The organism is Thioclava arctica (assembly GCF_040892615.1).
GTDB lineage: Bacteria > Pseudomonadota > Alphaproteobacteria > Rhodobacterales > Rhodobacteraceae > Thioclava > Thioclava arctica.
This window is the reverse complement of the sequence record NZ_JBFRYC010000003.1, coordinates 521,031-544,835: the sequence shown is the minus strand read 5'-3', so window position 1 is coordinate 544,835 and position 23,805 is coordinate 521,031. Positions and strand designations below refer to the sequence as shown.

Annotated in this window: 24 protein-coding genes; 3 read left to right on the top strand and 21 right to left on the bottom strand. The window is 61.8% G+C overall.

What is annotated here, in order from left to right; translation table 11 throughout:
• Nucleotides 1-4: 4 nt before the first annotated feature.
• Nucleotides 5-1,687: a glycosyltransferase family 87 protein gene (locus AB4874_RS08280; protein WP_368391626.1), complete on the bottom strand. Its 1,683-nt coding sequence runs from the start codon at nucleotides 1,685-1,687 to the stop codon at nucleotides 5-7.
• Nucleotides 1,688-1,853: 166 nt separating this feature from the next.
• On the opposite strand from AB4874_RS08280, the gene AB4874_RS08275 reads away from it, so the two are divergent.
• On the top strand, nucleotides 1,854-3,164 hold the full coding sequence (locus tag AB4874_RS08275; RefSeq protein WP_295531891.1) for a DUF8689 domain-containing protein: 1,311 nt from the start codon (nucleotides 1,854-1,856) through the stop codon (nucleotides 3,162-3,164).
• Between the two features lie 4 nt (nucleotides 3,165-3,168).
• Here the strand turns inward: AB4874_RS08275 and AB4874_RS08270 are convergent, their stop codons facing one another.
• From AB4874_RS08270 to AB4874_RS08195, 16 genes are all read right to left on the bottom strand, one after another.
• Nucleotides 3,169-3,927, bottom strand: coding sequence for a LytTR family transcriptional regulator DNA-binding domain-containing protein (locus tag AB4874_RS08270; RefSeq protein WP_368391625.1), 759 nt, complete (start codon nucleotides 3,925-3,927; stop codon nucleotides 3,169-3,171).
• Between the two features lie 75 nt (nucleotides 3,928-4,002).
• Complete coding sequence (gene folD / locus AB4874_RS08265) at nucleotides 4,003-4,905, bottom strand: bifunctional methylenetetrahydrofolate dehydrogenase/methenyltetrahydrofolate cyclohydrolase FolD (RefSeq protein ID WP_295531897.1); 903 nt, start codon at nucleotides 4,903-4,905, stop codon at nucleotides 4,003-4,005.
• A complete protein-coding gene (locus tag AB4874_RS08260; protein WP_295531900.1) occupies nucleotides 4,902-5,207 on the bottom strand; it encodes a chorismate mutase in 306 nt (101 codons plus the stop codon). Before AB4874_RS08260 ends, folD begins: the two co-directional genes overlap by 4 nt.
• 66 nt (nucleotides 5,208-5,273) lie before the next feature.
• Nucleotides 5,274-6,941 (bottom strand): formate--tetrahydrofolate ligase, encoded by a 1,668-nt coding sequence (locus tag AB4874_RS08255; RefSeq protein ID WP_368391624.1) that lies wholly within the window; start codon nucleotides 6,939-6,941, stop codon nucleotides 5,274-5,276.
• Nucleotides 6,942-7,032: 91 nt separating this feature from the next.
• Nucleotides 7,033-7,626 carry an MOSC domain-containing protein gene (locus AB4874_RS08250; RefSeq protein ID WP_295531906.1) on the bottom strand — a complete coding sequence of 198 codons (594 nt, stop codon included), beginning with the start codon at nucleotides 7,624-7,626 and terminating at the stop codon, nucleotides 7,033-7,035.
• Entirely contained in the window at nucleotides 7,626-8,423 is a 798-nt protein-coding gene (locus AB4874_RS08245; protein WP_368391623.1) for a methyltransferase domain-containing protein, read from the bottom strand. Before AB4874_RS08245 ends, AB4874_RS08250 begins: the two co-directional genes overlap by 1 nt.
• Nucleotides 8,424-8,442: 19 nt before the next feature.
• Entirely contained in the window at nucleotides 8,443-10,356 is a 1,914-nt protein-coding gene (ftsH, locus tag AB4874_RS08240; RefSeq protein WP_368391622.1) for an ATP-dependent zinc metalloprotease FtsH, read from the bottom strand.
• 81 nt (nucleotides 10,357-10,437) lie between these two features.
• Complete coding sequence (gene tilS, locus AB4874_RS08235; RefSeq protein WP_368391621.1) at nucleotides 10,438-11,658, bottom strand: tRNA lysidine(34) synthetase TilS; 1,221 nt, start codon at nucleotides 11,656-11,658, stop codon at nucleotides 10,438-10,440.
• The gene (ybgF, locus tag AB4874_RS08230; RefSeq protein ID WP_368391620.1) at nucleotides 11,655-12,503 is read right to left on the bottom strand and encodes a tol-pal system protein YbgF; all 849 of its coding nucleotides are present in this window, start codon (nucleotides 12,501-12,503) and stop codon (nucleotides 11,655-11,657) included. The genes tilS and ybgF overlap by 4 nt, the downstream gene beginning before the upstream one ends.
• A 6-nt stretch (nucleotides 12,504-12,509) precedes the next feature.
• Complete coding sequence (pal, locus tag AB4874_RS08225) at nucleotides 12,510-13,034, bottom strand: peptidoglycan-associated lipoprotein Pal (RefSeq protein ID WP_295531917.1); 525 nt, start codon at nucleotides 13,032-13,034, stop codon at nucleotides 12,510-12,512.
• Nucleotides 13,035-13,108: 74 nt separating this feature from the next.
• A complete protein-coding gene (tolB, locus tag AB4874_RS08220) occupies nucleotides 13,109-14,431 on the bottom strand; it encodes a Tol-Pal system beta propeller repeat protein TolB (protein WP_295531920.1) in 1,323 nt (440 codons plus the stop codon).
• Between the two features lie 103 nt (nucleotides 14,432-14,534).
• A complete protein-coding gene (gene tolA, locus AB4874_RS08215) occupies nucleotides 14,535-15,773 on the bottom strand; it encodes a cell envelope integrity protein TolA (protein ID WP_368391619.1) in 1,239 nt (412 codons plus the stop codon).
• 19 nt (nucleotides 15,774-15,792) lie between these two features.
• Entirely contained in the window at nucleotides 15,793-16,272 is a 480-nt protein-coding gene (gene tolR, locus AB4874_RS08210) for a protein TolR (RefSeq protein WP_295531925.1), read from the bottom strand.
• Nucleotide 16,273: 1 nt separating this feature from the next.
• Nucleotides 16,274-16,969 (bottom strand): protein TolQ, encoded by a 696-nt coding sequence (tolQ, locus tag AB4874_RS08205; protein WP_295531928.1) that lies wholly within the window; start codon nucleotides 16,967-16,969, stop codon nucleotides 16,274-16,276.
• 118 nt (nucleotides 16,970-17,087) lie between these two features.
• Nucleotides 17,088-17,489 carry a tol-pal system-associated acyl-CoA thioesterase gene (gene ybgC, locus AB4874_RS08200; RefSeq protein WP_368391618.1) on the bottom strand — a complete coding sequence of 134 codons (402 nt, stop codon included), beginning with the start codon at nucleotides 17,487-17,489 and terminating at the stop codon, nucleotides 17,088-17,090.
• Nucleotides 17,479-18,195: a hypothetical protein gene (locus AB4874_RS08195; RefSeq protein ID WP_368391617.1), complete on the bottom strand. Its 717-nt coding sequence runs from the start codon at nucleotides 18,193-18,195 to the stop codon at nucleotides 17,479-17,481. The genes ybgC and AB4874_RS08195 overlap by 11 nt, the downstream gene beginning before the upstream one ends.
• Before the next feature lie 157 nt (nucleotides 18,196-18,352).
• Between AB4874_RS08195 and AB4874_RS08190 the strand changes: the two genes are divergently transcribed.
• Together AB4874_RS08190 and AB4874_RS08185 are read left to right on the top strand one after the other, a co-directional pair.
• Nucleotides 18,353-19,756 carry a YcjX family GTP-binding protein gene (locus AB4874_RS08190; protein ID WP_368391616.1) on the top strand — a complete coding sequence of 468 codons (1,404 nt, stop codon included), beginning with the start codon at nucleotides 18,353-18,355 and terminating at the stop codon, nucleotides 19,754-19,756.
• A complete protein-coding gene (locus tag AB4874_RS08185) occupies nucleotides 19,753-20,751 on the top strand; it encodes a YcjF family protein (RefSeq protein WP_295531942.1) in 999 nt (332 codons plus the stop codon). Before AB4874_RS08190 ends, AB4874_RS08185 begins: the two co-directional genes overlap by 4 nt.
• Nucleotides 20,752-20,813: 62 nt before the next feature.
• On the opposite strand, the gene AB4874_RS08180 is transcribed toward AB4874_RS08185, so the two are convergent.
• From AB4874_RS08180 to ruvC, 4 genes are all read right to left on the bottom strand, one after another.
• Nucleotides 20,814-21,221, bottom strand: coding sequence for a group III truncated hemoglobin (locus tag AB4874_RS08180; protein WP_368391615.1), 408 nt, complete (start codon nucleotides 21,219-21,221; stop codon nucleotides 20,814-20,816).
• Between the two features lie 49 nt (nucleotides 21,222-21,270).
• Nucleotides 21,271-22,305 (bottom strand): Holliday junction branch migration DNA helicase RuvB, encoded by a 1,035-nt coding sequence (gene ruvB, locus AB4874_RS08175; RefSeq protein WP_368391646.1) that lies wholly within the window; start codon nucleotides 22,303-22,305, stop codon nucleotides 21,271-21,273.
• Nucleotides 22,306-22,390: 85 nt separating this feature from the next.
• Nucleotides 22,391-23,056 (bottom strand): Holliday junction branch migration protein RuvA, encoded by a 666-nt coding sequence (gene ruvA / locus AB4874_RS08170; RefSeq protein WP_368391614.1) that lies wholly within the window; start codon nucleotides 23,054-23,056, stop codon nucleotides 22,391-22,393.
• Entirely contained in the window at nucleotides 23,053-23,589 is a 537-nt protein-coding gene (gene ruvC, locus AB4874_RS08165) for a crossover junction endodeoxyribonuclease RuvC (RefSeq protein ID WP_295531951.1), read from the bottom strand. The genes ruvA and ruvC overlap by 4 nt, the downstream gene beginning before the upstream one ends.
• Nucleotides 23,590-23,805: the final 216 nt, after the last annotated feature.

The following is a 23,805-nucleotide window of genomic DNA, read 5'->3' as shown; positions in this document are numbered from 1 at the left end:
GCGATTACGACTTGGGTGGCACTGGCTTGAACAGCAGATAGATCGGGCTGCGTGCCACCTCGTCGAATTGCCATCCCGCTTTCAGGGCTGCTTTCATAATATCATTGCGGCGAATGTCATTTGTTGGGCAGAGCGGCACCAGCACATAATCAGCATGCGCCAATCCCGGCGTTCCCGAGTAATACCAAGGCGCGCCCCCCTCGACGGGTTTGAAATCGCCATAGAGCCAGAGTGACGAGAACAGATCAGCCACCAGCACACTTTTGCCCTTGAGACCTTGCTGCATCAGATCGTCCGCAATCGTCTCGAACAATGCGTTGTAGCCAGTCGTCATCTCGCAGATTGGCAGCGCCTCACCATTCAGTTTGAACGGCTCCGAATCCGAATTTCCGCCCTCTTTCTTCTCGTCACTGCTCATGTCGTAACGATCCGCAAAGGCAGCATAGGGTTGACCTGGGCCATCTGCAGGCTGCGTGGTCACGACGCGATACATGCGCGCGGCCGTGATCAGAACGTCTTTGCCCTGCTTGGATCGCGACAAAAGCGGCACCTGATCGGGCCGATTATCGGCTAACAGGCGCAGCGGGCTCCACGCCATATTGAGAACGGATGGCAAGCTCAAAGCCAGCATGATCACACCACAGATCAACAAGGCTTGGCGCAGCGGCCAGCCAAAACTGTTGGTGATGGTATTGGTCGGGCGAAGGCTAAGCGCCACCAAGCCCGATAGAACCAGCCATTTCGGATCATTGCCAAAGTTCTGATAGGTGACGTAAGCGAAGGCTGGCGCCAGAAGCAATAGCACCAGACCTTCGGTCATGCGCCCCGATTGGCGCAAGAAGATCACCGTGGCCAGCAATGCCATAGATCCCCCCAGATACGCGGGCGAGGCGATCACATCCGGCAACGGCAGCCCCGGCGCTGAGCGTGTGCTGGAATTGGCAACCGCAAGAAGGTCACGCAAATAGGCCTGCCAATATGCCACGCCCAGCCACCCCGTCATCACGGCCATGACCGCCAGACCAAAGATCAGCGCCGCCAGAATCGCTTTGAAGTCGCGTCGCAGCAAAAGCGCCAACACGACCGCTGGGAAAAACGCCACGGCATAGGTGATCTTGACCGTCAGCATGATCGCAAAGGCCAGCCCAATCAGCGCCCCGTCAAGCCAAGGGCGACGCGCGCCCCGCGGCTCCAGCATCGCAAGCGGCAGCGCAATATAGGCCAGCGCCCAAGCCCAGCGATTGTAATGCATTGAGATAGACAGCGCAGAAATCGCCTCGCCGTGCACCAGCGCGAGGATCATCGAAATCACGAACCCCGTATAGGCCCAAGCCGTCCAACCCGCAAAGCGCGTCAGTGCAACGCGCAAGATCGGCCCGAACAGCAGCACAGCCACAAGCGCCTGCGCCGCCGCGAAAGCCATGCCAAACCCGAAACCCGCCTTGACGAACAGCACGATCGGCAAGACCGACAAAATCCCCAGCGGCGTCATGAAATCCAGATGCGGCAATTGCCCATAATCGGCCATGCGCAACACGATATCGGCCAGATGGAGCGTGTCCCCTTCATGCTTGCCGATGATCAGCGCGCCCTTCAGAAACGGCGCCGCCGCCATGACAAAGGCGAGTATCGCGGCCACAGCAATCAAACGGGCGGGTTTCGCCCCTGTTTCTTTTTCGTCCCGCATATCCGCCTCTTCCGCGTTTTTTCCCATTTTTGGCCACAATAGCCCTGCATACTGCAGCTGTGAATCCCAATAGTGGCCAATTGCGGCCCGCCAATGGCGCTCACACAGGAAAATAATCAAGGCCCGGTCACGAAACCGGCAGCGCGCAGCAATAAGGAACGAACCGATGAATATGATGGCCGGAAGTGGCATCGCACCGCTCCCTCCGCGCAGCTTGGCGGAAACCGGGCTCAAGACCGTGATGTTGCGCGATCTGCTGCTCAAGACGATGTTTCGAACCAATGTGGGCTCGGCCAACGGCCTGTCGGAACAAATCTGCCTGCCGATCACGCTGGTTCAGGAGCTGATCGACATTTGCCGCAAACAGGCTTTGGTCGAGGCAATGGGCACATTGCACGCCAATTCGACCGGTGAGATGAATTTTCAGCTGTCCGATACCGGCAAGGCGCGCGCGCTCGATGCGCTGTCGCAGTCGGAATATTATGGCGCGGCACCGGTGCCGCTTGAGATGTACCGTGAACAAGTGAGCCGTCAGTCGATCCGCAACATCCAACTCACGCGCCAACAGCTGACCGGCGCGATGGGCCATCTGGTGCTGCCGCCCGATCTGATCGGGCAGCTTGGCCCGGCGGTATCGTCAGGGCGTTCGGTGCTGATGTATGGTCCCCCCGGCAACGGTAAATCCTCTATCTCGAACGGTATTCGCGATGCGATCGGCGATCAGATCTACATCCCGCGCGCGATCGAATATGCTGGGCAGGTGATTACGGTCTTCGACCCGATCGTGCACACCGCAGCCGCCCTGCCCCAAGACGACCCGACTGCATTGCGCAAGCGTGGGATGCAGTTTGACACCCGCTACGTCTATTGCGAGCGCCCGACGGTCATCACCGGCGGTGAATTGTCGCTCGATATGCTGGATCTGAAATACAACGCCACCGCGCGCACCTATACCGCGCCGCTACAGCTTAAGGCTTCGGGCGGGGTGTTCATCGTGGATGACCTTGGGCGCCAAGCCGAGCCGCCGCAGAAACTGGTCAACCGTTGGATCGTTCCGCTGGAAGAAAACCGCGACATCCTATCGCTGCAATCGGGTGAAAAATTCGAGGTCCCCTTCGATACGCTGGTGATTTTCTCGACCAACTTCCACCCCAACGAGATCTTCGATAAAGCGGCTCTGCGCCGGATCTTCTTCAAGATCAAGATTGACGGGCCGAACCAGTCTGATTTCCTCAAAATCTTCCAACTGGTTGCGAAGAAACGTAAAGTCCCCTTGGATGAGAAGGCGCTGGTTCACCTTCTCAAGGTGAAATACCCGACCATCGAAAATATCTACGCCAACTATCAGCCGATCTTCCTGATCGACCAGATGATCTCGATCTGTGAGTTTGAGGGCATCCCCAATCAGATGACGCCCGAACTGATTGATCGCGCGTGGGACAACATGTTCGTCAAAGACGGCGCCATCATTCACTAAGGTATCAGGCGGCGGGAAATCCTGCCGCCTCGACCGCCCCCTGATAGGTGCGCGAGACCGGAACCAGCGCGCCATCCGCCATTTTCAAGAACAGCTTGCCGTTTTCGCGCAACTGCCCCCGCACCGCCGCCAGCGCCACCCAATGCGCGCGATGCACTTGCAATCCGGGCGTTCCCTCAGTCTCGGCAATCGCATCGGCAAGGCGCATCAAAACGCTCGCCGCACCGGTTTGCGTGACGACATCCACATAGTGATCGCGCACCGCCAGCCGAACCAAGGGGCTGCGCAGCCCCGGCTCTAGCCGCATCACGAGGCGCGCAATCGCTGGCGTTTTCGAAGGCGGGCGCACGCGCTTGGGGGCAATCCAATAGCGCAGAACCGAAGTCGCGATCGACAGACCAAAAATTGCGCCCGCCATGCGGGGAACGCCGACGCCGGGTGGTTCAGGATCATGCGCCAGCTTCACCGTCAGCCAGTAGATCGGCCAAGACAGGATCAAGGCGACAAGCGCAGCAAGCACCGATGCCTCACGCCAAGGCGCGCGCTGCCCCAGCCTGTGGTGCAGGAGTATCTGCACCGCAGTCCCGATCAAAATGCCCGCACCAATCACCAACGGCCAAAACAGGGCGCGCGCCCCCAAGCTCATCCCGATGGCAGACCCGAAGGGCCCGGCGATGATGCCAAACAGCGAGGCCACGCCCCAAATCACGCCAAGCGCGGGAAACCAGATCACACGGCGATAGAGCGCTAGGAATTTCGACATTGATCGACCCCACCCACTTACCTTGCGGCAAGCGGATAGCGCATAATATCTGGCGCGCGCAATCTTTCTTCGGGATTACGCGGTCAATCCAGAGGGTTCTGGCAGATCATGCGCACGACAACAGGCGGTGATCGTGTTAGCCAGCAGGCAGGCGATGGTCATTGGTCCGACGCCACCGGGGACCGGCGTGATCGCACCGGCGACCTGCACGGCGCTGTCGAAATCGACATCGCCCACCAGACGACTTTTGCCCTCGCCCTTTTCGGGGGCCGGGATGCGATTGATCCCCACGTCGATCACCGTCGCGCCGGGTTTCACCCAATCGCCCGGGATCATCTGCGCCCGCCCGACGGCAGCGACCAGAATATCCGCGCCACGGCAAACCTCGGCCAGATCCTTGGTGCGCGAATGGGCGATTGTTACGGTGCAGCTATCGCGCAGCAGTAGCTGCGCCATCGGCTTGCCCACGATGTTCGAGCGCCCAACCACAACCGCATTCAGCCCCGACAGGCTGCCGTGATGGTCGCGCAGCATCATCAGACAACCGAGCGGCGTGCAGGGCACCATCGCCTTCTGGCCCGTCGCCAGCAACCCGACATTGAGGATATGAAACCCGTCCACATCCTTGCTCGGCGTGACCGAATTGATCACTTTTTCCTCGTCGATATGATCGGGCAGAGGCAGCTGCACCAGGATGCCATGCACCGCCGGATCTGCGTTAAGCCGCGCCACTAGCGCCAGCAAATCGGCCTCGGGCGTGTCCTCGGGCAGCTTGTGCTCATAGGAGTTCATCCCGACTTCCAGCGTCTGTTTGCCCTTGTTGCGCACATAAACTTCCGAGGCCGGATCATCGCCCACCAGCACCACGGCCAGCCCCGGCACGATGCCATGCACCTCGCGCAGGCGGCTGACATGGCCCGCTACCTTTTCGCGCACCGTGGCTGCAAAGGCTTTCCCGTCGATAATCTTGGCGCTCATGTGCGATCCCCTTTGCCCAGAACCAGTTCTTCCTGTGCGATGAAATGTTCCATCATTTCGCGCCAAAGTCGCTCGGCCAGATCCGGATTCAGCCCGGCAGCTTCGGCCCTGGCGCGCACTTTTTGCACCACATCCTCAACCCGGTCGGGGATTCGCGCGGGCCAGCCATTGCCCTGCTTGATCTCTGCGGCGCGGTCGATCAGGCGGCTGCGCGCGGCTAGCATCGCGACCAGCTCGCCATCCAGCGCGTCGATTTCAACGCGAAGCTCTTCCATCGTATGCAGCTGTGAAGCGGATTTCATCGGCACGGCCCCCGCAGATAATTGCGCCTTCCTATCGCAGTTTGTGCAGGCAAGCTCAAGACTTGCTCAGAACAAGCCCGTGATCTGGCCGTCCCCGTCCAGCCCGATCTTTTCCGCCGCCGGATGTCGTGGCAAGCCCGGCATCGTCATGATCTCGCCGCAGATCACCACGACAAACCCCGCCCCCGCCGACAGTCGCACTTCGCGGATCGGCAGGGTGTGGCCCTCGGGCGCGCCCAAAAGCTGGGGGTCGGAGCTAAAGGAATATTGCGTCTTGGCCATGCAGATCGGCAAATCGCCATACCCCGCCGCCTCGTATTCGCGCAGCTGGGCGCGGATGGTTTTATCCGCGATCACCTCGCCCGCGTGATAGATCCGCCGCGCGATGGTGTCGATCTTGTCAAACAGCCCCATCTCGTCGGGATAGAGCGGCGCGAAACTGGATGGCCCCTCACATAGATTGGCGACCTTTTGCGCCAGTTCCAGGGTGCCCGCCCCACCTTCGGCCCAATGGGTACACAGCACCGCCTCGACGCCCTGCGCGCGCGCTGCTTGGCGAATTGCCTCGATCTCTGCTTCGGTATCGGTGGTAAAATGGTTAATCGCGACGACCACCGGCACGCCGAACGCCTTGGTATTGGCGATGTGACGGTCAAGATTGGCGCAGCCCTTTTGCACCGCCGCCACGTTTTCAGCCCCGAGATCAGATTTCGCGACTCCGCCATTCATCTTGAGCGCGCGCACCGTCGCCACAAGCACCGCCGCTGAGGGCGCAAGCCCTGCCTTGCGGCATTTGATGTCGAAGAACTTCTCGGCCCCCAGATCGGCGCCAAACCCGGCCTCAGTCACGACATAATCGGCCAGCTTCAACGCGGTTTGCGTGGCGATCACCGAGTTGCAGCCATGCGCGATATTGGCAAACGGCCCGCCATGCACAAAGGCGGGCGTGCCCTCAAGCGTCTGCACAAGATTGGGTTGCAGCGCGTCCTTGAGCAGCACCACCATCGCGCCTTGCGCCCCGATATCGGCACAGGTGACGGGGCTGCGGTCGCGGCGATAGGCCACAATGATGCGGCTCAGCCGGTCCTCCAGCTCGGTCAGATCGCGGCTGAGACACAGGCAAGCCATCACCTCGGAGGCGACCGTGATGTCAAACCCGCTTTGGCGCGGAAAGCCGTTCTTGACGCCACCAAGGCTGACCACGATATCGCGCAAGGCGCGGTCATTCATGTCGACCACGCGCTTCCACGTCACCCGGCGTTCGTCGATCTCTAGGCTGTTGCCCCAATAGATGTGATTGTCGATCATCGCCGCCAGCAGATTATGCGCCGAGGTGATCGCGTGGAAATCGCCGGTGAAATGCAGGTTCATCGCCTCCATCGGCACGATTTGCGCATGGCCTCCGCCCGCAGCGCCGCCTTTCATCCCGAAATTCGGCCCCAAGCTGGCCTCGCGAATGCAGATCGCCGCGCGTTTTCCGAGGCGCGACAACCCGTCGCCCAAACCCACCGTGGTAGTGGTCTTACCTTCACCCGCCGGCGTCGGGGAAATCGCGGTGACAAGGATCAGGTGGCCATTCTCGCGACCGTTGAGACCTGCGATAAAGGCCGCGTCGATTTTGGCCTTATCACAGCCATAGGGGATCAACGCGTCTTCGGGAATTTCCAGCTTTGCGGCAATCTCGGGCATCGGGCGCAAAGGGACTGCGCGGGCAATCTCGATATCTGTGGGCATGAGGTTCCTCCTGAGTCACAGACTAACCCGCTGCATCCAAAGCGAAAGACCAGAAATCGACGCGGATGGGGGCGAAACCGCCCTGCGCGATTTAGCCGCGCACGTCCTTGATCAGCTCCCATGGGCGCTGATCGGGAATATGCAAACGCAACGTATCGCCAATCACCAAACGACCGGGGCGTTCCACCCAAGCGGTCACACCGCGCCGCCCTTGGGCCGCAGGTTTATAGCGCGCCCCTTTTTCGGGGTGATGCTGCTCAATCACCTTGCCCGGCAGCACGCAGGGGCGGTTTTCCATATCCACCACCAGCGTCAACCCGGTCTCGGACTGTAACCGCGACGAGGGCGGAATGTGGGTCAGATCGGGCAAGCCGCGCAGCACAATGCTGGCACCAATCCATTCCGGCAGGATCTCGGGGATGCCCATCGCAAAGGCGGTTTCGGCCAGCTCCTCGGCCGACAAGATCGTCATTTGCCGCACATTGGCGATCTCGGTCCCTTTGGCGTGCTGATCGCTCACGCGCGAACACGAGGGGCGCGTGCGCCCGCCATGCACCTCGCCCACCGGGCCGTCAAAGGTGAATTCCAACGCTTCAACGGGCGCGGATGGCAAGGCGCCCTCTTGCGTCACTCGGCCAAGCCAAACGACATCGCCCTGATAGTTCGTGGGTTTGAGCGCGGCCATCAAGCGTCCTTTTGCAGCACAAGAAACAACCGACGGAACGGAAAGAAGACCGAGCCATCGTTTTGCAAAGGATAAACCGTAGCCAGTGCCGTTTCATAGCGCTCGATGAACGCGGCACGCTCAGTGTCACTCAACTGCTGCAGGAAGGGGCGCATCGCGGTAGATTGCGTGAACAACCGTACCGGATGCCCATCAGAGGCGGGCGCGAGTTCGTGCAGATATTCGCTGCTCCACAAATCGATCGCGCCAAGGCCGCGCAGCATCCGGGCATAATCAAGCGTCGCGGCAACCGGAGCCACCCAACCCGTGAAATCAAACCGATCCGGGAACATCTCTTGCGCCAGTTCGCGCAGGATACGATGCGAGGGCGCACGGTGCTGGGCGGGCATTTGCACCGCCAAAACACCACCGGGACGCAACGCGCGCGCCAATCGCGGCATCAGCGTGGCGTGATCGGGCAGCCAGTGCAGTGCGGCGTTGGAAAAGATCAGCGCGGGCGGTTTGTTGGGCGTCCAATCCGCGATATCGGCCTGATCGCAGCGCCGATAGGCCCCGGTCGCCGCGGCGTGTTCCAACATTGATTGCGAGCGATCGACGCCGACAAGTTTGTGCTTGGGAAAGTGGTTGGACAGCGCCTCGGCAACGGCGCCATTGCCGCACCCAAGATCAACGACCTTGCCGCGCTCGGGCAATGCGGGAACCCGCGCCAGAAGATCCAGCGCGGGCCGTAGTCGAATATTGCGAAAGCGACTGTAGCTTTCAGGATCCCAGTCAGGACCGCCTAGTTGGCGTGCCATCACATATGCCGCTCCTGGATCAGGCCGAAGGCTCGGGCGAAGCGTCGCCCTCTTTGTTACCCGCGTCCTTTTTGGATTTGGTCTTGGGCAGCGATGTCACCGACGGAAGATTGCCCGAGGGCGTGTCATTGTCGTCGCCACCCAGCGCCTCACCGGACATGACCTTTTTGATCTCATCACCGGTCAGTGTTTCATATTCCAGCAGACCTTGGGCCAAACGCTCCCAGTCTTCCTGCTTTTCGGTCAGGATACGGCGCGCTTCCAGATAGCCCTGTTCGATCAGATCGCGGACCTCTTCCTCGATCAGCTCCTTGGTCTTGGTCGAAACCGAGAACCCGGCGGTGTTGCCTTGATAGCCCTCATGCGCCTCGGCATAATCGATATTGCCGACCTTATCCGACATGCCCCAACGCATCACCATCGCCCGCGCAATCGCGCTGGCCTGCATGATATCGCCTGCGGGACCGTTCGAGACATGCTCTTCGCCCCATTTCAGGATTTCAGCCGCCTTGCCCGCCATGGTCATGGCGATCTTCTGCTTGGCTTCGTCCTTGTGGTAGTTGAGCTTGTCGATCTCGGGCAGAGACACCACCATGCCCAAGGCCTGACCGCGCGGAATGATCGTCGCCTTATAGACAGGGTCACATTTCGGCAGGCTCATACCGACAACGGCGTGGCCAGCCTCGTGATAGGCGGTCATTTCCTTTTGCTCGGGCGTCAGCACCATCGAACGGCGCTCGACCCCCATCATCACCTTGTCTTTGGCGTTCTCAAAATCTTCCATCGCCACGAACCGCCGCCCGACGCGCGCCGCCATCAGCGCCGCCTCGTTCACGAGGTTCATCAGATCGGCACCGGAAAAGCCCGGCGTGCCCCGCGCAATGGTGCGCAGATCGACATCGGGACCAACAGGAACCTTGCGCGCGTGCACGCTAAGGATCTTTTCGCGGCCCTTGATGTCGGGATTGGGGACGTGGATCTGACGGTCAAAGCGGCCCGGACGCAGCAGCGCGGGGTCAAGCACGTCTTTGCGGTTGGTCGCCGCGATGATGATGATGCCCTCATTGGCCTCAAAGCCGTCCATCTCGACCAGCAACTGGTTGAGCGTCTGCTCGCGCTCGTCATTGCCGCCGCCGATGCCGACACCACGGGCCCGGCCCACGGCGTCGATTTCGTCGATGAAGACGATACAGGGGGCATTTTTCTTGGCTTGCTCGAACATGTCGCGCACACGGCTTGCACCAACGCCGACGAACATTTCCACGAAGTCAGAGCCCGAGATGGTGAAGAAGGGCACACCCGCCTCACCTGCGATAGCACGTGCGAGCAGCGTTTTACCGGTGCCCGGAGGGCCAACCAGCAGCGCGCCTTTGGGAATTTTACCGCCAAGGCGGCTGAATTTCTGCGGGTTGCGTAGGAATTCGACGATTTCTTCAAGCTCTTCCTTGGCCTCGTCGATGCCCGCGACATCGTCAAAGGTCACGCGGCCCTGCTTTTCGGTCAGCAGCTTGGCCTTGGATTTGCCAAAGCCCATCGCGCCGCCTTTGCCGCCGCCCTGCATCCGGTTCATGAAGAAAATCCAGATCCCGATCAGCACGAGGAAGGGAAGCCACACACCCAGCAGCGACATAAAGCCCGACTGCTGTTGTTTGATGACACGCACCGAGACGTTTTTCTCGATCAGCTTTTCAGCGATCGGGTCCGTCATCGGCTTGACGGTCGAAAAATTCGAACCATCCGCAAGTTGATAGCGCACATTCTCGCCATCGAGCTGAACGGTTTTCACCTCACCCTTGTTAACCGCGTCGATAAACTCGGAATAGGTGGCCTGACTTGAGTTTATGCTCGATTGCCCATCCCCAAAGAGGTTGAACAAGGCCAAAATCAACAGGAACAGCACTGCCCAGAAGGCCAGATTACGTGCATTACCCAAGGGATATCCTCCAATCGTCCAAGGCGGCTGACCCTCGGCCGCCACGTCTACCCTGTGAAAATAGGTATTGTGGCGCAGGGTTCAACGCCTGAATATCGTCGTGGCGAAACTGCCCGCTTCCTTACGCGCTTTCCAGCCGTTTTCAAACCCCGCAATAGGGGCGGCCACAAGCTTTTCTTGCGCCCAAACGGCGGGAGAGGCCAAAACTGTCTCGCGCGGCAGACCGGTTGCGCGCCAATTCACACAATCACATAGCCCTTGCGCCCCCAAAGCGGCAATTTCGAGACCCGGCGCATATGTCGCGCCCGGCCCCTCAAGCCGCCAGTTGTCCCAAGATTCATCAATCGGCACGCGCAGATCTGCCACCGCCTTGAGTTCGCGCGACACAATTAACTGACGCTCATCTTGGGTGATGTGGCAGCCATGCAGCGTGCAGGGCGCCAGATCGTGCAAGAACCGCTCCAGCTTGGCGGCGCGCGGCGGATATTGCGCCCCCGAAACCCAGATCAGCGCAGCATTGAGGAACCGCCGCTGCAACTCCGGCGGCAATCCCTGTGCAAAGGCCGCCTTGTCGATGCGCAGCGCGCCGGGGTCTTGCACAACATGTTCGGCAACGAAGGGCTCCAGGACCGCATCAAGCGCCGCGCGCGCCTGCGCGAGATGGCCCACGACCCTCGCAAGTCCGTCGGGCGTGATCCCGATATCAGACAGCCCTGCCAGCGCCATGCGCGCCCGCACGCGCTCAAACCGTGGATCGCTGTTGGAAGGATCATCAACCCAAGACACACCCGCCTGTCGCAGATAGCTACGCAGTTCGGCCCGCGTTACGTCCAGAAGCGGGCGATGCCAGCGCACGCCCTCTTCCAGATAGCTGCGCCGCATCCCCGACAGCCCCTCAAGCCCGGCCTCGCGCGCCAGTCGCATCAGAAATGTCTCGGCCTGATCATCCGCCGTATGGCCCAGCGCAACATGGTCCAACCCCTGCTCGCGCGCCCAAGCACCAATTAGTCGCATTCGCGCCCGGCGCGCTGCATCCATTAGATTGCCCGTGGCCTCTGCACCGGCCCAGTGCAGCACTACATGAGGCACGCCCAGCCGCGCGCAGGCTGCCGCGACAAACTCTGCCTCAGCAGCGGCCTCGGGGCGCAGCCCATGATCGACGGTGACTGCATGCACGTCATATAGCGGAGCCAAAAGATGCAATGTGGCCATCGAATCCGAACCGCCAGAAACAGCAACCCCGACACGCCGGGGCGCATCGGGGTCAAATGCCGTTGTCGCAAGCGTCGCGAGTTTCGTCACTGGCACCCCAGCGATTGCCGCGCGGTTTGCGCCTCCATGGCGGCCGACGAGCCGGAGAAGCGTGCGCCGACTTGAGCCAACGTCGTGCAAGCCTCGGAAGTCTGCCCCAATTTACCCAGCGCCTTGCCCAGCGACAACAGGTTATCGCCCGCGCGCTTGCCACTGGGGTCCGCCGAGAATCCGGCCAACCAAGCCCGCGCCGCATTGGCGGTATCGCCTTCTTTCGAGAGCGCATCCCCACGATAATACAGCGCATCGCCCATCAAGGGTGAACCGGGATAGGTTTCCTTGAACGTCTCCAACAGGTCAGCAGCCGAGGCGTAATCGCCCGCGTCATAGGCCTTTTTCCCAGCCTCGAAATCCGATTTCTCGTTGATCGCAAGATCAGGGCCCGCAGGCGCGCTATCGGGCGCAGGAGCGGTTACCGAATTGACCGCAGTGCTATCGCCAGACCCGCCCCCGAGGGGTTTGGTCTTGCCCAAGGTCGAGATATCGCAGCGCTCTTCCATTTCGCAGACGCGGTATTCCAGATCGCCCACCCGGTTCGTGCCATCGGCCACCACGCGGTTGATCTTGTTTTCCGTTTCTTCGACACGATCCGTCAGATGGCTCAGCGACAGCTCCATCGAATCCATCCGCTCTAGCGCGGACGATCCCCCGGCTTGTTGCAGACCCGCCGCACCCGAGGATTTGAGCTGTTGGCGCAGACCGTCGATCTCGCTCTGCAACTGGCCCAGTTGCGTCTTGATGTCAGCCAATGTCTGAGCACGGTTCGCATCTTGCGCGAACCCCGGGATGGCGGCGCTTATCAAAAGCGCCGCACTCAATGTCAAAGCCCGCAGCATAGCGCCTTAGCTCCCCGCTGCCGATTGCGAGATCACAGTGACCGCGCGCCGGTTCTTGGCATAGCATTCTTCGGTCGAGCAGATCGCGAGCGGGCGTTCTTTACCATAAGACACCGTGCGCAAACGATTGCCGGCAACGCCTTGGCTGACCAAAAATTCCTGCGCGGCATTGGCCCGGCGGGCGCCCAGTGCAAGGTTGTATTCGCGCGTGCCCTGTTCGTCAGCATGACCTTCGATGATCGCGGTATAGCTGGGATGGCTGACCAGCCAGCTTGCCTGCTGGGTGAGGATGCCGCGTGCGGTGTCGCTCAGCGTCGATTGGTCGACCGAGAAATGCACCATGTCACCAATCGTCTGGCTGAAATACGCGGGCGAGTTCGGGTCATTGATGCCGCCTTGGGTGATCCCTGCGCCGGCCGGCCCCAACGTGCCGCCCGGTCCGGTTGCGCCCGAGCCGTATTTGTCGGGGTTCGAACAGGCCGCGAGGCCAAGGATTGCGACGGCCAGCGCCGCCTTCGTTGCAAAATTCATGATCTCCGCCTTTTTGTTGATCTGCCCTTTTGAGGCGAGTTTATCAGTTAACTGTTGGTTTGTGAATTCGCGCTTTACGGTAGCAGCGGCGACCAAGCCGGGTCAGATGCAGGCCCCGGAGTGGGCACTTTCTTGAGGTTGCGACCGGAAATATCGACCGAATAGAGCGCCGCTTCGCCTTGTGCGCCAGGCGTTTCGCGGGTGAACATGATGACACGGCCATTAGGCGACCAGGTCGGGCCTTCGTCAAGGAAACTCGAGGTCAGCAGACGCTCCTCAGAGCCATCGGTGCGCATCACGCCAATGTGGAAACGCCCGCTATTTTGCTTGGTGAAGGCAATCATATCGCCGCGCGGTGACCACACGGGTGTTGAATAGCGCCCATCGCCAAAGCTGATCCGGGTCGCATCACCACCACCGGCTGACATGATATACAACTGCTGCGTGCCCGAGCGGTCGCTTTCAAATACGATCCGCGAACCATCGGGGGAAAACGACGGCGAGGTCTCGATTGAGGGGCTCGTGGTCAGACGCTGCGTCTGACCGCTGGCGATATCCATCATCCATAGGTCGGTATTGCCGTTCTGCTCCAGCGAATAGACCACCTTATTGCCATCGGGCGAAAAGCGCGGCGCAAAGGTCATCGTGCCGGGCACATCGGGCAAAAGCCGCGCGCTAGCCGTCGCCACATCGAGCATCTTGATACGCGGGAAGCCTGTTTCAAACGTGGTGTAAAGCACCCGGGTGCCATCGCGCGAAAAGCGCGGCGCCAGCACGATCGTCGAAGCATCGGTCAGATAGGTGACATTCGCGCCATCGTAATCCATCACCGCAAGCCGCTTTTGGCGCGCATTTTTCGGCCCGGTTTCCGAGACGAATACCACGCGACTGTCGAAATACGGCCCCTCGCCAGTGATGCGCGAATAGATCACATCGGAAACCTTATGCGCGAGCCTGCGCCAGCTGCCCGGCGAGGCCGCAAGCTGCTGGCCCTCGCCCATCTGCTGGCCCGAGAACACATCAAACAGGCGGAACTTCACCACGACCTTGCCGCCCGACATCGCGACCGAGCCAACAACCAGCGCCTGCGCATTGATCGCCTGCCAGTCGGAGTAGTTCACGGGCGTGTCGAAATTGGTGATGTTCTGAATATAGGCGGATTTCGCAATCTCGCGGAACAGGCCTGTGCCAGTGAGATCACTCGACACAACCTGCGTTAGCTGGGCTGCGACATCCGTGGCGTCGGGTGTTTCCGGGATGAACCCCGCAATCGCAAAGGGAAGCGGCTCGATCACACCATCGGTGATCGTGATATGCAGCGGCGCTTGGTCTTGCGCGAGCGCACCAAACGAGCCTGCGAACAGCGCCACCAGCATGGCCAGAACGAAACGCATCATTTTACACTCCCTTTCCTCGAGGCTTGCCCCGAGTTGTAACGGATATTTGCCTCATCCCGCATCACAAGCCCATGACAGCACGCGGAAATTCGCCGATCAACGCTCATTTCATCCTCATCTTCTCGGGATTGAAATCAATTTCGATCGTCTTCCATTGTGCATATTTGTCAGACGGGAGCGGGAAACCATCCGAGCCACAGCGCACAATCGCGCGCTTGCCCGCCTCGAACGCCTGATCGACTGCGGCCCCCGTGCCGCCCGCCGAATCCACCAGCTTGATCGAGCTGATGATCGGGTGGCCATCGGGGCGCATCTCGACCGACAGCGTGACCGTTGTGCGCAGCGCATCCGAACTGAGCGCGCCGACGTTCCAGCACTGTTTCACATCCACGATCAGCGCGTCTTTCTCGCCCGCCGTAATCGGCGGACCCACCGGGGCCTGACCGGTTCCGCCCGTGCCTTCACCGCCCAGTGCCGCTGCCAGCGCATCCGTCACCGCCGCGTTTGAATCGGCCTTTTTCGGGGGTGCTTCCGGCGCTGGTTTGGCCGGTGCCGGTTTGGCTGCTTCCGGTTTGCTGGGCGTATCAGGCTTGGCTGGCGTGTCCGCCGCAGCCGTTTGTGTCGGCGCGGGCGGTTTGGGTTTGCTGGCCGGACGCGGTGACGACAGCGGCGCCGAGGTCTCGGGCGCGGTGTCGGTTTTCGTCGCTTCGGTCACGATTTCCGTGGTCGCCTCGGGCGGGGCCTCGGATTGTTTAGGCTTGGGCGGAACCGGCACGGGCTTGGCCGTGGGATCGGGCGTTTCCTGAGGCTTCGCGGTCTCGGCCACCTTCGCTTCCGGCGGCGGTGGTGGCGTCGGTGTGGGGGCCACGCGCGGCACGTCCTTGGGCTTGGGCTGCGGCGAAATCTTGGGCGAGAGCGTGTCTGACGGCACCTCGACAGGCGGCGCCATCACCGGCGGCGTCTGCGCAACATCGGTGGGCGCGGGCGGCTCGGTCAGCGCGCTGACATCGGGCTGCGCATCGGGTTTGGGCGCGGGCACGGGTTTGGGCGTGGGTTCGGGTTTCGCCTGCACATCGGGTGCGGGCGTGTCGGGCGGCGTCGCGGCATCGGGCGTTTTGGGCGCGATGGGCGCTTGCGGATCGGGCGTGGGCTGGGGCGCATCCTTGGGCGCGGACGCCATCATTGCGTTGAAATCCTGCTGCGACATCACCGCGACCTGACTGATCACCGTGGGCTCGTTGGGCTTGGGCTTAAACAAAGCCCCGCCCACGATAGCCCAAAGGATCACCCCCGCATGGAGCGCCGCCGAAACACCATAGCCGATCTTGTCCGCCCGGTTCATTGAAATGTGCCCCCTGGGCTCAATTCCCGGCAGGTGCCGCCATCTGCGGCCCCCCGGCATCGGTGACCAATGTGATATTCGAGAAACCCGCCCCGTTGAGCGCCCCCATCACCTCGACCACTTTCGAATAGGCGATCTTGCCATCTGCACGCAGGAAGATCTTGTTGCTGTCGCGCTCTTTCGCGATCGCCTGAAGACGCGCCACCAGTTGATCGGCGGGCACTTCGGAATTCATCAGCGCCACCTTGCCATCGGCTTGGATCGACACTGTCAGCGGCACTTCTGCCTCGGTCGGAACCGCCTTGGCCGCCGTTTTCGGCAGCTCCAGCGGCACACCCACCGTCATCATCGGTGCAGCCACCATGAAAATCACCAACAACACCAGCATCACGTCCACCATCGGTGTGACATTGATCTCGCTCATCGCGGTATGGCGCGAAGCACCCCCGCGTCTGCGCCGCGACCCGCCAGAACTACGTTTTGCAACCCCCGCGCCCATGTCAACCGTCCAACTGGCGCGAGAGGATGGTGGTGAATTCGTCGGCAAACGCCTCATAGCCAGAGGCAATCCGGTCGGCATCCGAAGACAGCTTGTTATAGAAGATCACCGCCGGGATCGCCGCGAGCAGACCCAGCGCGGTTGCCACCAGCGCCTCGGAAATACCCGGCGCAACCACGGCCAGCGAGGTGTTTTGCGAAATTGCGATTTCCTGGAACGCGACCTTGATTCCCCAAACCGTGCCGAACAGCCCCACGAAGGGCGAGATCGAGCCCACCGTTGCAAGGAAATTCAGGCCGTAATTCAGCCCCTCGGTCGCCTTGAGGATCGCCACATCCATTGAGCGCTCGATGCGCGCCTGCGCCCCGGCGATCAATACTCCGTCTTGTCGATGCGAGCGTCGCCACTCCATCATACCAGCGGCAAAGATTTTCTGGCTCGCGCCATCGGGGGCCGGGCCGATCTGGTCGAACAGCTCATCAAGCGGCTCTCCCGACCAGAAAGCGCGATCAAAGGCCTCTGCCTCGGCTTTGGCCGCGCGATAAGCGATGAATTTGCGCACGATGATCGCCCATGACCAAAAGCTGGCCACCACAAGGATGATCATTACGAGTTTGACGGTAAACGATGCACGCACGAAAAGTGCCAGCAGGGAGAAGTCGATCTCCTGCGCCATCGCAAGCGAAGATTGGTCCATGAATACTGCTCGCCGTTTTTGGGGCCACGTTGTCGTGGCTCTGATTACCAGCGATTCTACCCCAGCAGTAAGGGGAACGCCATAACAACGTTGTAATCGCGCCCTAGGATGGCCCCATTCAATGCAGTTTGGGCGCCAGTTTGCGGCGTATATCGGCGGGAAGTCGCTGAGGCGCACCGCCCTCGCCCAAGCACACGATCGTCACAGTGGCTGTGAACAGCATTTCGCCATCGCGCGTCACGGCCTGATCCATCACAAGCCGCGCCCCGGTATCGGCCACCAACGCCGTTACGACCACCAGTTGATCATCGAATTTCGCGGGGCGCAGATAGTCTGCCTCGACCCGGCGCACGGCAAAAACGATGCCATGATTGGCCTTGAGCGCCACCTGATCGACCCCGAGCGAGCGGATAAATTCCGACCGCCCGCGTTCAATGAATTTCAGGTAGTTGGCGTAATAGACGATCCCCGCAAGATCGGTGTCCTCGTAATAGACTCGGATCGGAAATTCATGCGTCATCAGGGGGCCCTTGATCTGCTTCTCCGACTTCGCGATTGAGATCGCGCACCGCTTGTGTGGCGGCGTCTTGGCGCAGGCTTGCGCGCGCCGCCAGCCGCAGCGCATGCACCGGATCGCGCGCCACCGCAGGCATCACCGGGTCGTAGCTCGCCGCGATCACCGCCGCAATCTCGGGGCGCAAAACGGTGACACCGCGCACCACCGCAAGGGGCGAGCGTTCGCCAAAAGCCGTGTCAGACCAGAGCACGATCATCTGCACCGCTTGTTGCAGGGCAATCACCTCGGCGGGCACCTCATCAAGCCCCGCATCCATACGCACGAAACTGAAACAGGCCCGGATCGCGCCGTCTGGATCGAACCGGAACACCCGATACTGGCTTGCCCCCTGATCGTCGAGCCGCACGACCAGATCTTGCAAACCGTCGATCAGGTGATCGAGATTGGGCACCTCAAGCAATTCCTGCCAGTCGCGAAAGAAGAAGATCATCAGGTTCGCGCCAAGCTCGGGGTCGGTCTCGGCCATCTTGTGACCTGCCAGTGCGACCACGGCCTCAACCGCGCCCTTCACGGTCGCCAAAGTCCCGGCCTCGACCCCAAATACGACGGGCACGATCGGACGTCCCCAGCGCGCAAACAGGTATTCGCCCGAGCCCCGTGTGAACAGCGTCTCGATGGTCTGTTCGGTGATCTGGCGCTGTTCGCTCATCCTGACTCCTTGTGCGGTTGCCCCAATCTAGGGGATTGCGGCGCGCTCGAAAAGGGGCAGGCGGGTGCTCGGCACTGGCAGACGGGACGCATTGCACCTTTCAACCGCGCCGGGCACTGCTTATCTTGGGGCCAGAAATCGTAGCGAGGGGCGGCAGTTGGGCATTTCCGATATAGCGGACGGGATCACGCGCGGGTTCGAAGGCATCGGCGCGCAGGTCTCGCAAACGCTGTTCGAACCGGTTGTGCGCCTCGGCGTGACGGGGCTGTCGCGCGCGGGCAAGACGGTGTTCATCACCTCGCTGGTGGCCAATCTGCTCGATCGCGGACGCATGCCTGCGCTAAGCGCGGCCAACGACATCACCGCCGCCTTCCTGCAACCCCAGCCCGACGATACCGTGCCGCGTTTTGACTATGAAAGCCACCTCGCCGCGCTGACCGGCCCAAACCCGCATTGGCCCGAAGGCACCCGTGCGGTGTCCGAACTGCGCCTCTCCTTTCGTATCCAGCCGCGCGGTTTGCTGGGCGCATTGCGCGGCCCGCGCGTGGTGCATCTTGATATCGTGGATTATCCCGGCGAATGGCTGCTTGATCTCGGGCTGATGGACAAGAGCTATACGCAATGGAGCGCGCAGGCCCTCGCCCGCTTGCCCAACCGCCCCAAGGGTGCGGAATATCTAAAACAAGCCGAGGCCGTTGATGGCACGACCGAGCTTAACGAACCAAGCGCCAAGGCGCTGGCATTCGCCTTTACCGATCACCTGAACGCTGCACGCGAAGCGGGGTTCTCTGACTGCACGCCCGGGCGCTTCCTGCTGCCCGGAGAGTTGGCCGGATCACCGGCACTGACCTTCGCGCCCTTGCCTGAAGGGGCGGCCCCACGCGGCTCGTTGCGTCGCGAGATGGAGCGCCGCTACGAGGCCTATAAACGCGAAATCGTGCGCCCGTTCTTTCGCGATCATTTTGCCAAGATCGACCGGCAGGTGGTGCTGGTCGATGTGCTGGGCGCGATCCATGCCGGGCCAGCGGCGCTCGAAGATCTGCGCGGTTCGATGGCCGACATCCTGTCGGCATTTCGCCCCGGTACGGCGGGTTGGCTCGCCTCGCTTCTGGGCGCGCGCCGCGTCGAACGCATCCTGTTTGCCGCGACCAAGGCCGATCATTTGCACCATTCGCAACATGCCCGCCTGACCGCGATCACCGGCGCGCTGCTGCGCGAGGCCAAGGATCGCGCAGATTTCTCAGGCGCCAAGACGCTGGCTCTGTCGCTGGCAGCGCTGCGCACGACCACCGAAGAAGAGATCACCCATGATAGCGCGACCTTGAAGGCGGTGCGCGGCCGCCTTGAGACTGGCAAATCGGTGGCGCTTTATCCCGGTGAACTGCCCTCAGACCCCGCACATCTGCTGGCCCCTGCGGCTCAGGGCGCGCAAGCGTGGCTGGATGAGGATTACGCGATCATGAATTTCGCTCCCGCCCCGGTGATCCTGAAACCCGGCGAAGGCCCGCCGCATATCCGGCTGGATCGCGCCGCTGAATTCCTGATCGGGGACAAGCTATGAAAAAACCGGTGATGATCGAGATCGACGCCGCCCCCTCGCCCGCCGAGGCCGCCCCGATCGAGGATATGCCCGCCGCCACCGAAGAACGCCTTGAGGGCCGCGCGATGCAGATCGCGACCCGGCTCGGGGCGCGGCGCAGTTCGGGTGTGACCCGGTTTTTCTGGCGTGCCTTGGTGGCGCTGGTCGGCTTTCTCGTTTCGGTCGCACTGTGGCGCTTCATCGACGGGCTGTTTGCCACGCATCCGATTCTTGGCTGGATCGGCTCGGCATTGGTGCTGGCCTTCGCGCTTGGCGCGCTGCTGATCGCGGGGCGCGAGATCGCGGCGTTCTCACGTCTGGCGCGGCTCGACAAGGTCCATAAAGAGGTCTCCGAGGCGCTGGCCACCGATGATCTCAACCGCGCGCGCAAGGTGGTGAACCATGTCTCGGGGCTGTATGCCGCGCGCGCCGAAATGGAATGGCCGCGCGCAAGGCTGAAAGAGCGTTTCGATGAGGTGCTCGACACCGAGACGCTGATGGGTCTGGCCGAGACAGAGCTAATGGCCCCGCTGGATGCTGCCGCACGGCTAGAGATCGAGGCCGCCGCGCGCACCGTCGCAACCGTCACGGCACTTGTGCCGCTGGCTTTGGCGGATGTGGTCACAGCGCTGACCGCCAATCTGCGCATGATCCGCCGCATCGCAGAGATCTATGGCGGGCGTTCGGGCGCGCTTGGCTCGATCCGTCTGGCCCGCACGGTGATGACGCATCTGGTGGCAACTGGCGCTGTCGCAGCGGGCGATGATTTGATCGAAACCGTCACCGGCGGGCATTTGATGACCAAGATTTCGCGCCGCTTCGGCGAAGGTGTCATCAACGGCGCGCTCACGGCCCGTGTCGGCATCGCCGCGCTGGAGGTCTGCCGCCCGATGCCGTTTCGTCGCCTGAAAAAACCGCGCGTCACCAATCTGATAGGGCGCTCGCTTACGGGTGTGTTTGGCAAGAAAGAGGCCTAAGCCTTTCATCTAGCCGAAAATACTCCGGGGAGTCTCCGCAGGAGACGGGGCAGCGCCCCTGCTCACCTGAGTTTCGGCACTCCCCCCGCCAGCGTTTCGCGATCCACCACGCCTTGGCGCAGGCTCGTCCCGATCTTATGGGCCAGCGCAGACCAGCGCGCTGCTTGCTCGGGGGCCAGTTCCTCGCCCAATACCGTGTCGAATAGCTCCAGCCACCCCGAAAACATCCCCGGACGCACATTCTTGGCCTTGCGATGGGCCGTCATCGGCGAGCCGTCATATCCTGGTTCCCGTAGGATCGCGCCTTTCCAGAACGCGGCGACCTTGGCCTCATGCGCGGGCCAATCCGTGACATGCACAGCAAAAACCGGACCAAGCATGGCATGACCGCGCACGCGCTTATAGAAATGCGCAACGACACGGTCGATGTCATCGGCGGAAATATCAAAACGGGCGAGCGGCTGTGTCATGGATTGCAGATAGGCCTGCGCGCTGGCGCGATCAAGCGGTCAGATCGTCTCAGCCATCCCCGAACAGATCGGGTTTCGGCGGAGCGGGGCGCGGAGCCTCGAGCCCAAGATGCCGCCAAGCCCGCGCCCCCAACATCCGCCCGCGCGGAGTGCGCTGAACCAGACCCTGCTGCAGCAGGTAGGGCTCGATCACCTCTTCGATCGCATCGCGCGCCTCCGAGAGTGCCGCCGAGAGCGTTTCCACACCTACCGGGCCACCGCCGTAATGCTCGGCCATCAGCATCATATAGCGCCGATCCGCCCCATCGAGACCGAGATTATCGACTCCCAGCCGGGTCAGCGCGCGATCCGCGATGGCGCGGGTCAAACGCCCGTCACCCTCGATCAAGGCGAAATCGACGACCCGGCGCAGCAGCCGCCCGGCAATTCGCGGCGTGCCGCGCGCGCGTTTGGCGATCTCGCGAGTGCCCTCGGGATCGGAGGAAATGCCCAGCAGCCGCGCGCCACGGGTGACAATCTGATCCAGCTCGTCCTCGGTGTAGAATTCCAACCGCGTCGGGATGCCGAAGCGGTCGCGCAGCGGCGTGGTCAGCAGTCCCAATCGCGTGGTCGCGCCGACCAGCGTGAAGGGCTGCAACTCGATGCGCACAGTGCGCGCGGCAGGCCCCTCGCCAATCACCAGATCGAGTTCGAAATCCTCAAGCGCGGGATAAAGCACCTCTTCGACGGCCGGGTTGAGGCGGTGAATCTCGTCGATAAACAGCACGTCGCGCGTCTCGAGATTGGTGAGAATCGCTGCCAGATCGCCTGCCTTGGCCAGCACCGGCCCCGAGGTCATCTTGAAATTCACGCCCAGTTCGCGCGCCATGATCTGCGCCAGTGTGGTCTTACCCAGACCGGGGGGGCCGTGGAACAGCGTGTGATCCATGGCCTGCCCGCGCAGCTTGGCGCTTTCGATGAAGACGCGCAGATTCGCGCGCGCCTCTGCCTGACCCACGAAATCCTCAAGCGATTGCGGGCGCAGGGCGCGATCGGCGTCTTCGGGCAGGCGCTCGGGGCGCAGGGTTGGGTCGGGGTCGGTCATCGTCATTCAGTGTCGCGCCTGTTGTGGGCCGAGGCAAGCGGGGCTCTGCCCCGGACCCCGGGATATTTTGATCAAGAGGAAGCCCTCAATCCTTGGGTGCCAGCAACCGCAGCGCGGCGCGGATGAGTTTGGCGGTGTCGGTACTGGCAGGATCATCCCCGGCTTGCGCCACCGCACCAGCGGCGTCAGAGGGGGCGTAGCCGAGGTTGGTGAGGGCAGAGATCGCCTCGGCGGTGAAGTTGGTTTTAGGTGTCGCGGCGGGGGCGGGGGTGCGGGCTGGTTTCGAAGGCTGGCCGTCTTCGATCACCTCTGCCATATCGACGGTCAATTCTGCGCCCATCGCCATGACGGAGGGGGCCTTTTCCTTGAGTTCCAGCACCACGCGTTGGGCGAGTTTCGGGCCGACGCCGGGGGCGGCCTTGACAGCCGCCCAATCGCCCAGCGCGATGGCGCGGCCCAGCCCTTCGGCGCCCAGCGTTCCGAGAATGGCGAGCGAGGCCTTGGCACCGATCCCCTGCACCGATGTCAGAAGCTTATGCCATTCCTTTTCCAGCAAGCTCGGAAACCCGAAGAGTTGCAGCAGATCTTCGCGCACCAGCAGATCGGTATAAAGCGCACAGGCCTGACCCACCGGGGGCAGCGATTGCGCGGTGCGCGCGCTGACATGCACGATATAGCCCACACCGCGCACGTCGATCATCACGTGATCCATGGCGCGATGCACGATTACGCCTGCGATACGCCCGATCATGCGCGTCTCCGTTTTTGAGGCTGTTCCGCGAGCGTACGCGACAGTTGCGCGGCCCCCATTCGGGCAGCCGATTGCAGATGGAACGCGTGGCAAATCGCGATTGCCAGGGCATCCGCGGCATCGGCGCTGTCAAATTGCACGCCGGGCAGTTGGTGGCGCACCATATGCTGGACCTGCACCTTATCGGCATGACCCACGCCGACGACCGTTTTCTTCACGGCGTTGGGCGCGTATTCCCCGACCGCAAGCCCCGCCTGCGCTGGCGCGAGCAGCGCAATGCCACGCGCTTGGCCGAGTTTCAGCGTAGCCACCGCATCTTTGTTGACGAAGGTTTGCTCGACCGCCGCCGCCTCGGGGGCGTGTTGCGCGATCACGGCGCAGAGGCCGCCATGAAGCTCAAGCAGGCGTTGTGCCAAATCGGTACCAGTCGAGTGCAATGTGCCATTGCCAAGATGACGCAGGCGCGAGCCCTCCATCTCGATCACGCCCCAGCCCATATTGCGCAACCCCGGATCGATTCCGATCACCCGCATCGCTTTTGCCCCTGTTTGTTATCGTTAATTCCCAATTAGCACGAAAAGAGAACATCGCCTAGCCCTGCTGTTCGGATGGGCACCCGACCGGGGCTTGCAAAAATTGCATGGCGGACCTGCGGGAAGCGCTGTTGTTTTTATATTCCGCCCAGCCTAAGTGCGCTCTGCAAGCAATGATGCCTGAAACTTGAGCAGTCTGTGAACTGAGGAGCCTCC

Bases quoted from the DNA above. Each gene is read 5' to 3' on its own strand.
- tolA (WP_368391619.1), bottom strand. From the start codon at position 15,773: ATGAACCGGGCGGACAAGATCGGCTATGGTGTTTCGGCGGCGCTCCAT.
- ruvA (WP_368391614.1), bottom strand. From the start codon at position 23,056: ATGATCGGGCGTATCGCAGGCGTAATCGTGCATCGCGCCATGGATCAC.
- ruvC (WP_295531951.1), bottom strand. From the start codon at position 23,589: ATGCGGGTGATCGGAATCGATCCGGGGTTGCGCAATATGGGCTGGGGC.
- ruvB (WP_368391646.1), bottom strand. From the start codon at position 22,305: ATGACCGACCCCGACCCAACCCTGCGCCCCGAGCGCCTGCCCGAAGAC.
- ybgC (WP_368391618.1), bottom strand. From the start codon at position 17,489: ATGACGCATGAATTTCCGATCCGAGTCTATTACGAGGACACCGATCTT.
- AB4874_RS08250 (WP_295531906.1), bottom strand. From the start codon at position 7,626: ATGGCCGCGCTCAAACCCACGAACTATCAGGGCGATGTCGTTTGGCTT.
- AB4874_RS08270 (WP_368391625.1), bottom strand. From the start codon at position 3,927: ATGTCGAAATTCCTAGCGCTCTATCGCCGTGTGATCTGGTTTCCCGCG.
- AB4874_RS08275 (WP_295531891.1), top strand. From the start codon at position 1,854: ATGAATATGATGGCCGGAAGTGGCATCGCACCGCTCCCTCCGCGCAGC.
- ybgF (WP_368391620.1), bottom strand. From the start codon at position 12,503: ATGCTGCGGGCTTTGACATTGAGTGCGGCGCTTTTGATAAGCGCCGCC.
- AB4874_RS08180 (WP_368391615.1), bottom strand. From the start codon at position 21,221: ATGACACAGCCGCTCGCCCGTTTTGATATTTCCGCCGATGACATCGAC.
- AB4874_RS08280 (WP_368391626.1), bottom strand. From the start codon at position 1,687: ATGCGGGACGAAAAAGAAACAGGGGCGAAACCCGCCCGTTTGATTGCT.
- pal (WP_295531917.1), bottom strand. From the start codon at position 13,034: ATGAATTTTGCAACGAAGGCGGCGCTGGCCGTCGCAATCCTTGGCCTC.
- AB4874_RS08255 (WP_368391624.1), bottom strand. From the start codon at position 6,941: ATGCCCACAGATATCGAGATTGCCCGCGCAGTCCCTTTGCGCCCGATG.
- AB4874_RS08195 (WP_368391617.1), bottom strand. From the start codon at position 18,195: ATGAGCGAACAGCGCCAGATCACCGAACAGACCATCGAGACGCTGTTC.
- AB4874_RS08260 (WP_295531900.1), bottom strand. From the start codon at position 5,207: ATGAAATCCGCTTCACAGCTGCATACGATGGAAGAGCTTCGCGTTGAA.
- tolR (WP_295531925.1), bottom strand. From the start codon at position 16,272: ATGGGCGCGGGGGTTGCAAAACGTAGTTCTGGCGGGTCGCGGCGCAGA.
- AB4874_RS08185 (WP_295531942.1), top strand. From the start codon at position 19,753: ATGAAAAAACCGGTGATGATCGAGATCGACGCCGCCCCCTCGCCCGCC.
- folD (WP_295531897.1), bottom strand. From the start codon at position 4,905: ATGAGCGCCAAGATTATCGACGGGAAAGCCTTTGCAGCCACGGTGCGC.
- tolB (WP_295531920.1), bottom strand. From the start codon at position 14,431: ATGATGCGTTTCGTTCTGGCCATGCTGGTGGCGCTGTTCGCAGGCTCG.
- tolQ (WP_295531928.1), bottom strand. From the start codon at position 16,969: ATGGACCAATCTTCGCTTGCGATGGCGCAGGAGATCGACTTCTCCCTG.
- AB4874_RS08245 (WP_368391623.1), bottom strand. From the start codon at position 8,423: ATGGCACGCCAACTAGGCGGTCCTGACTGGGATCCTGAAAGCTACAGT.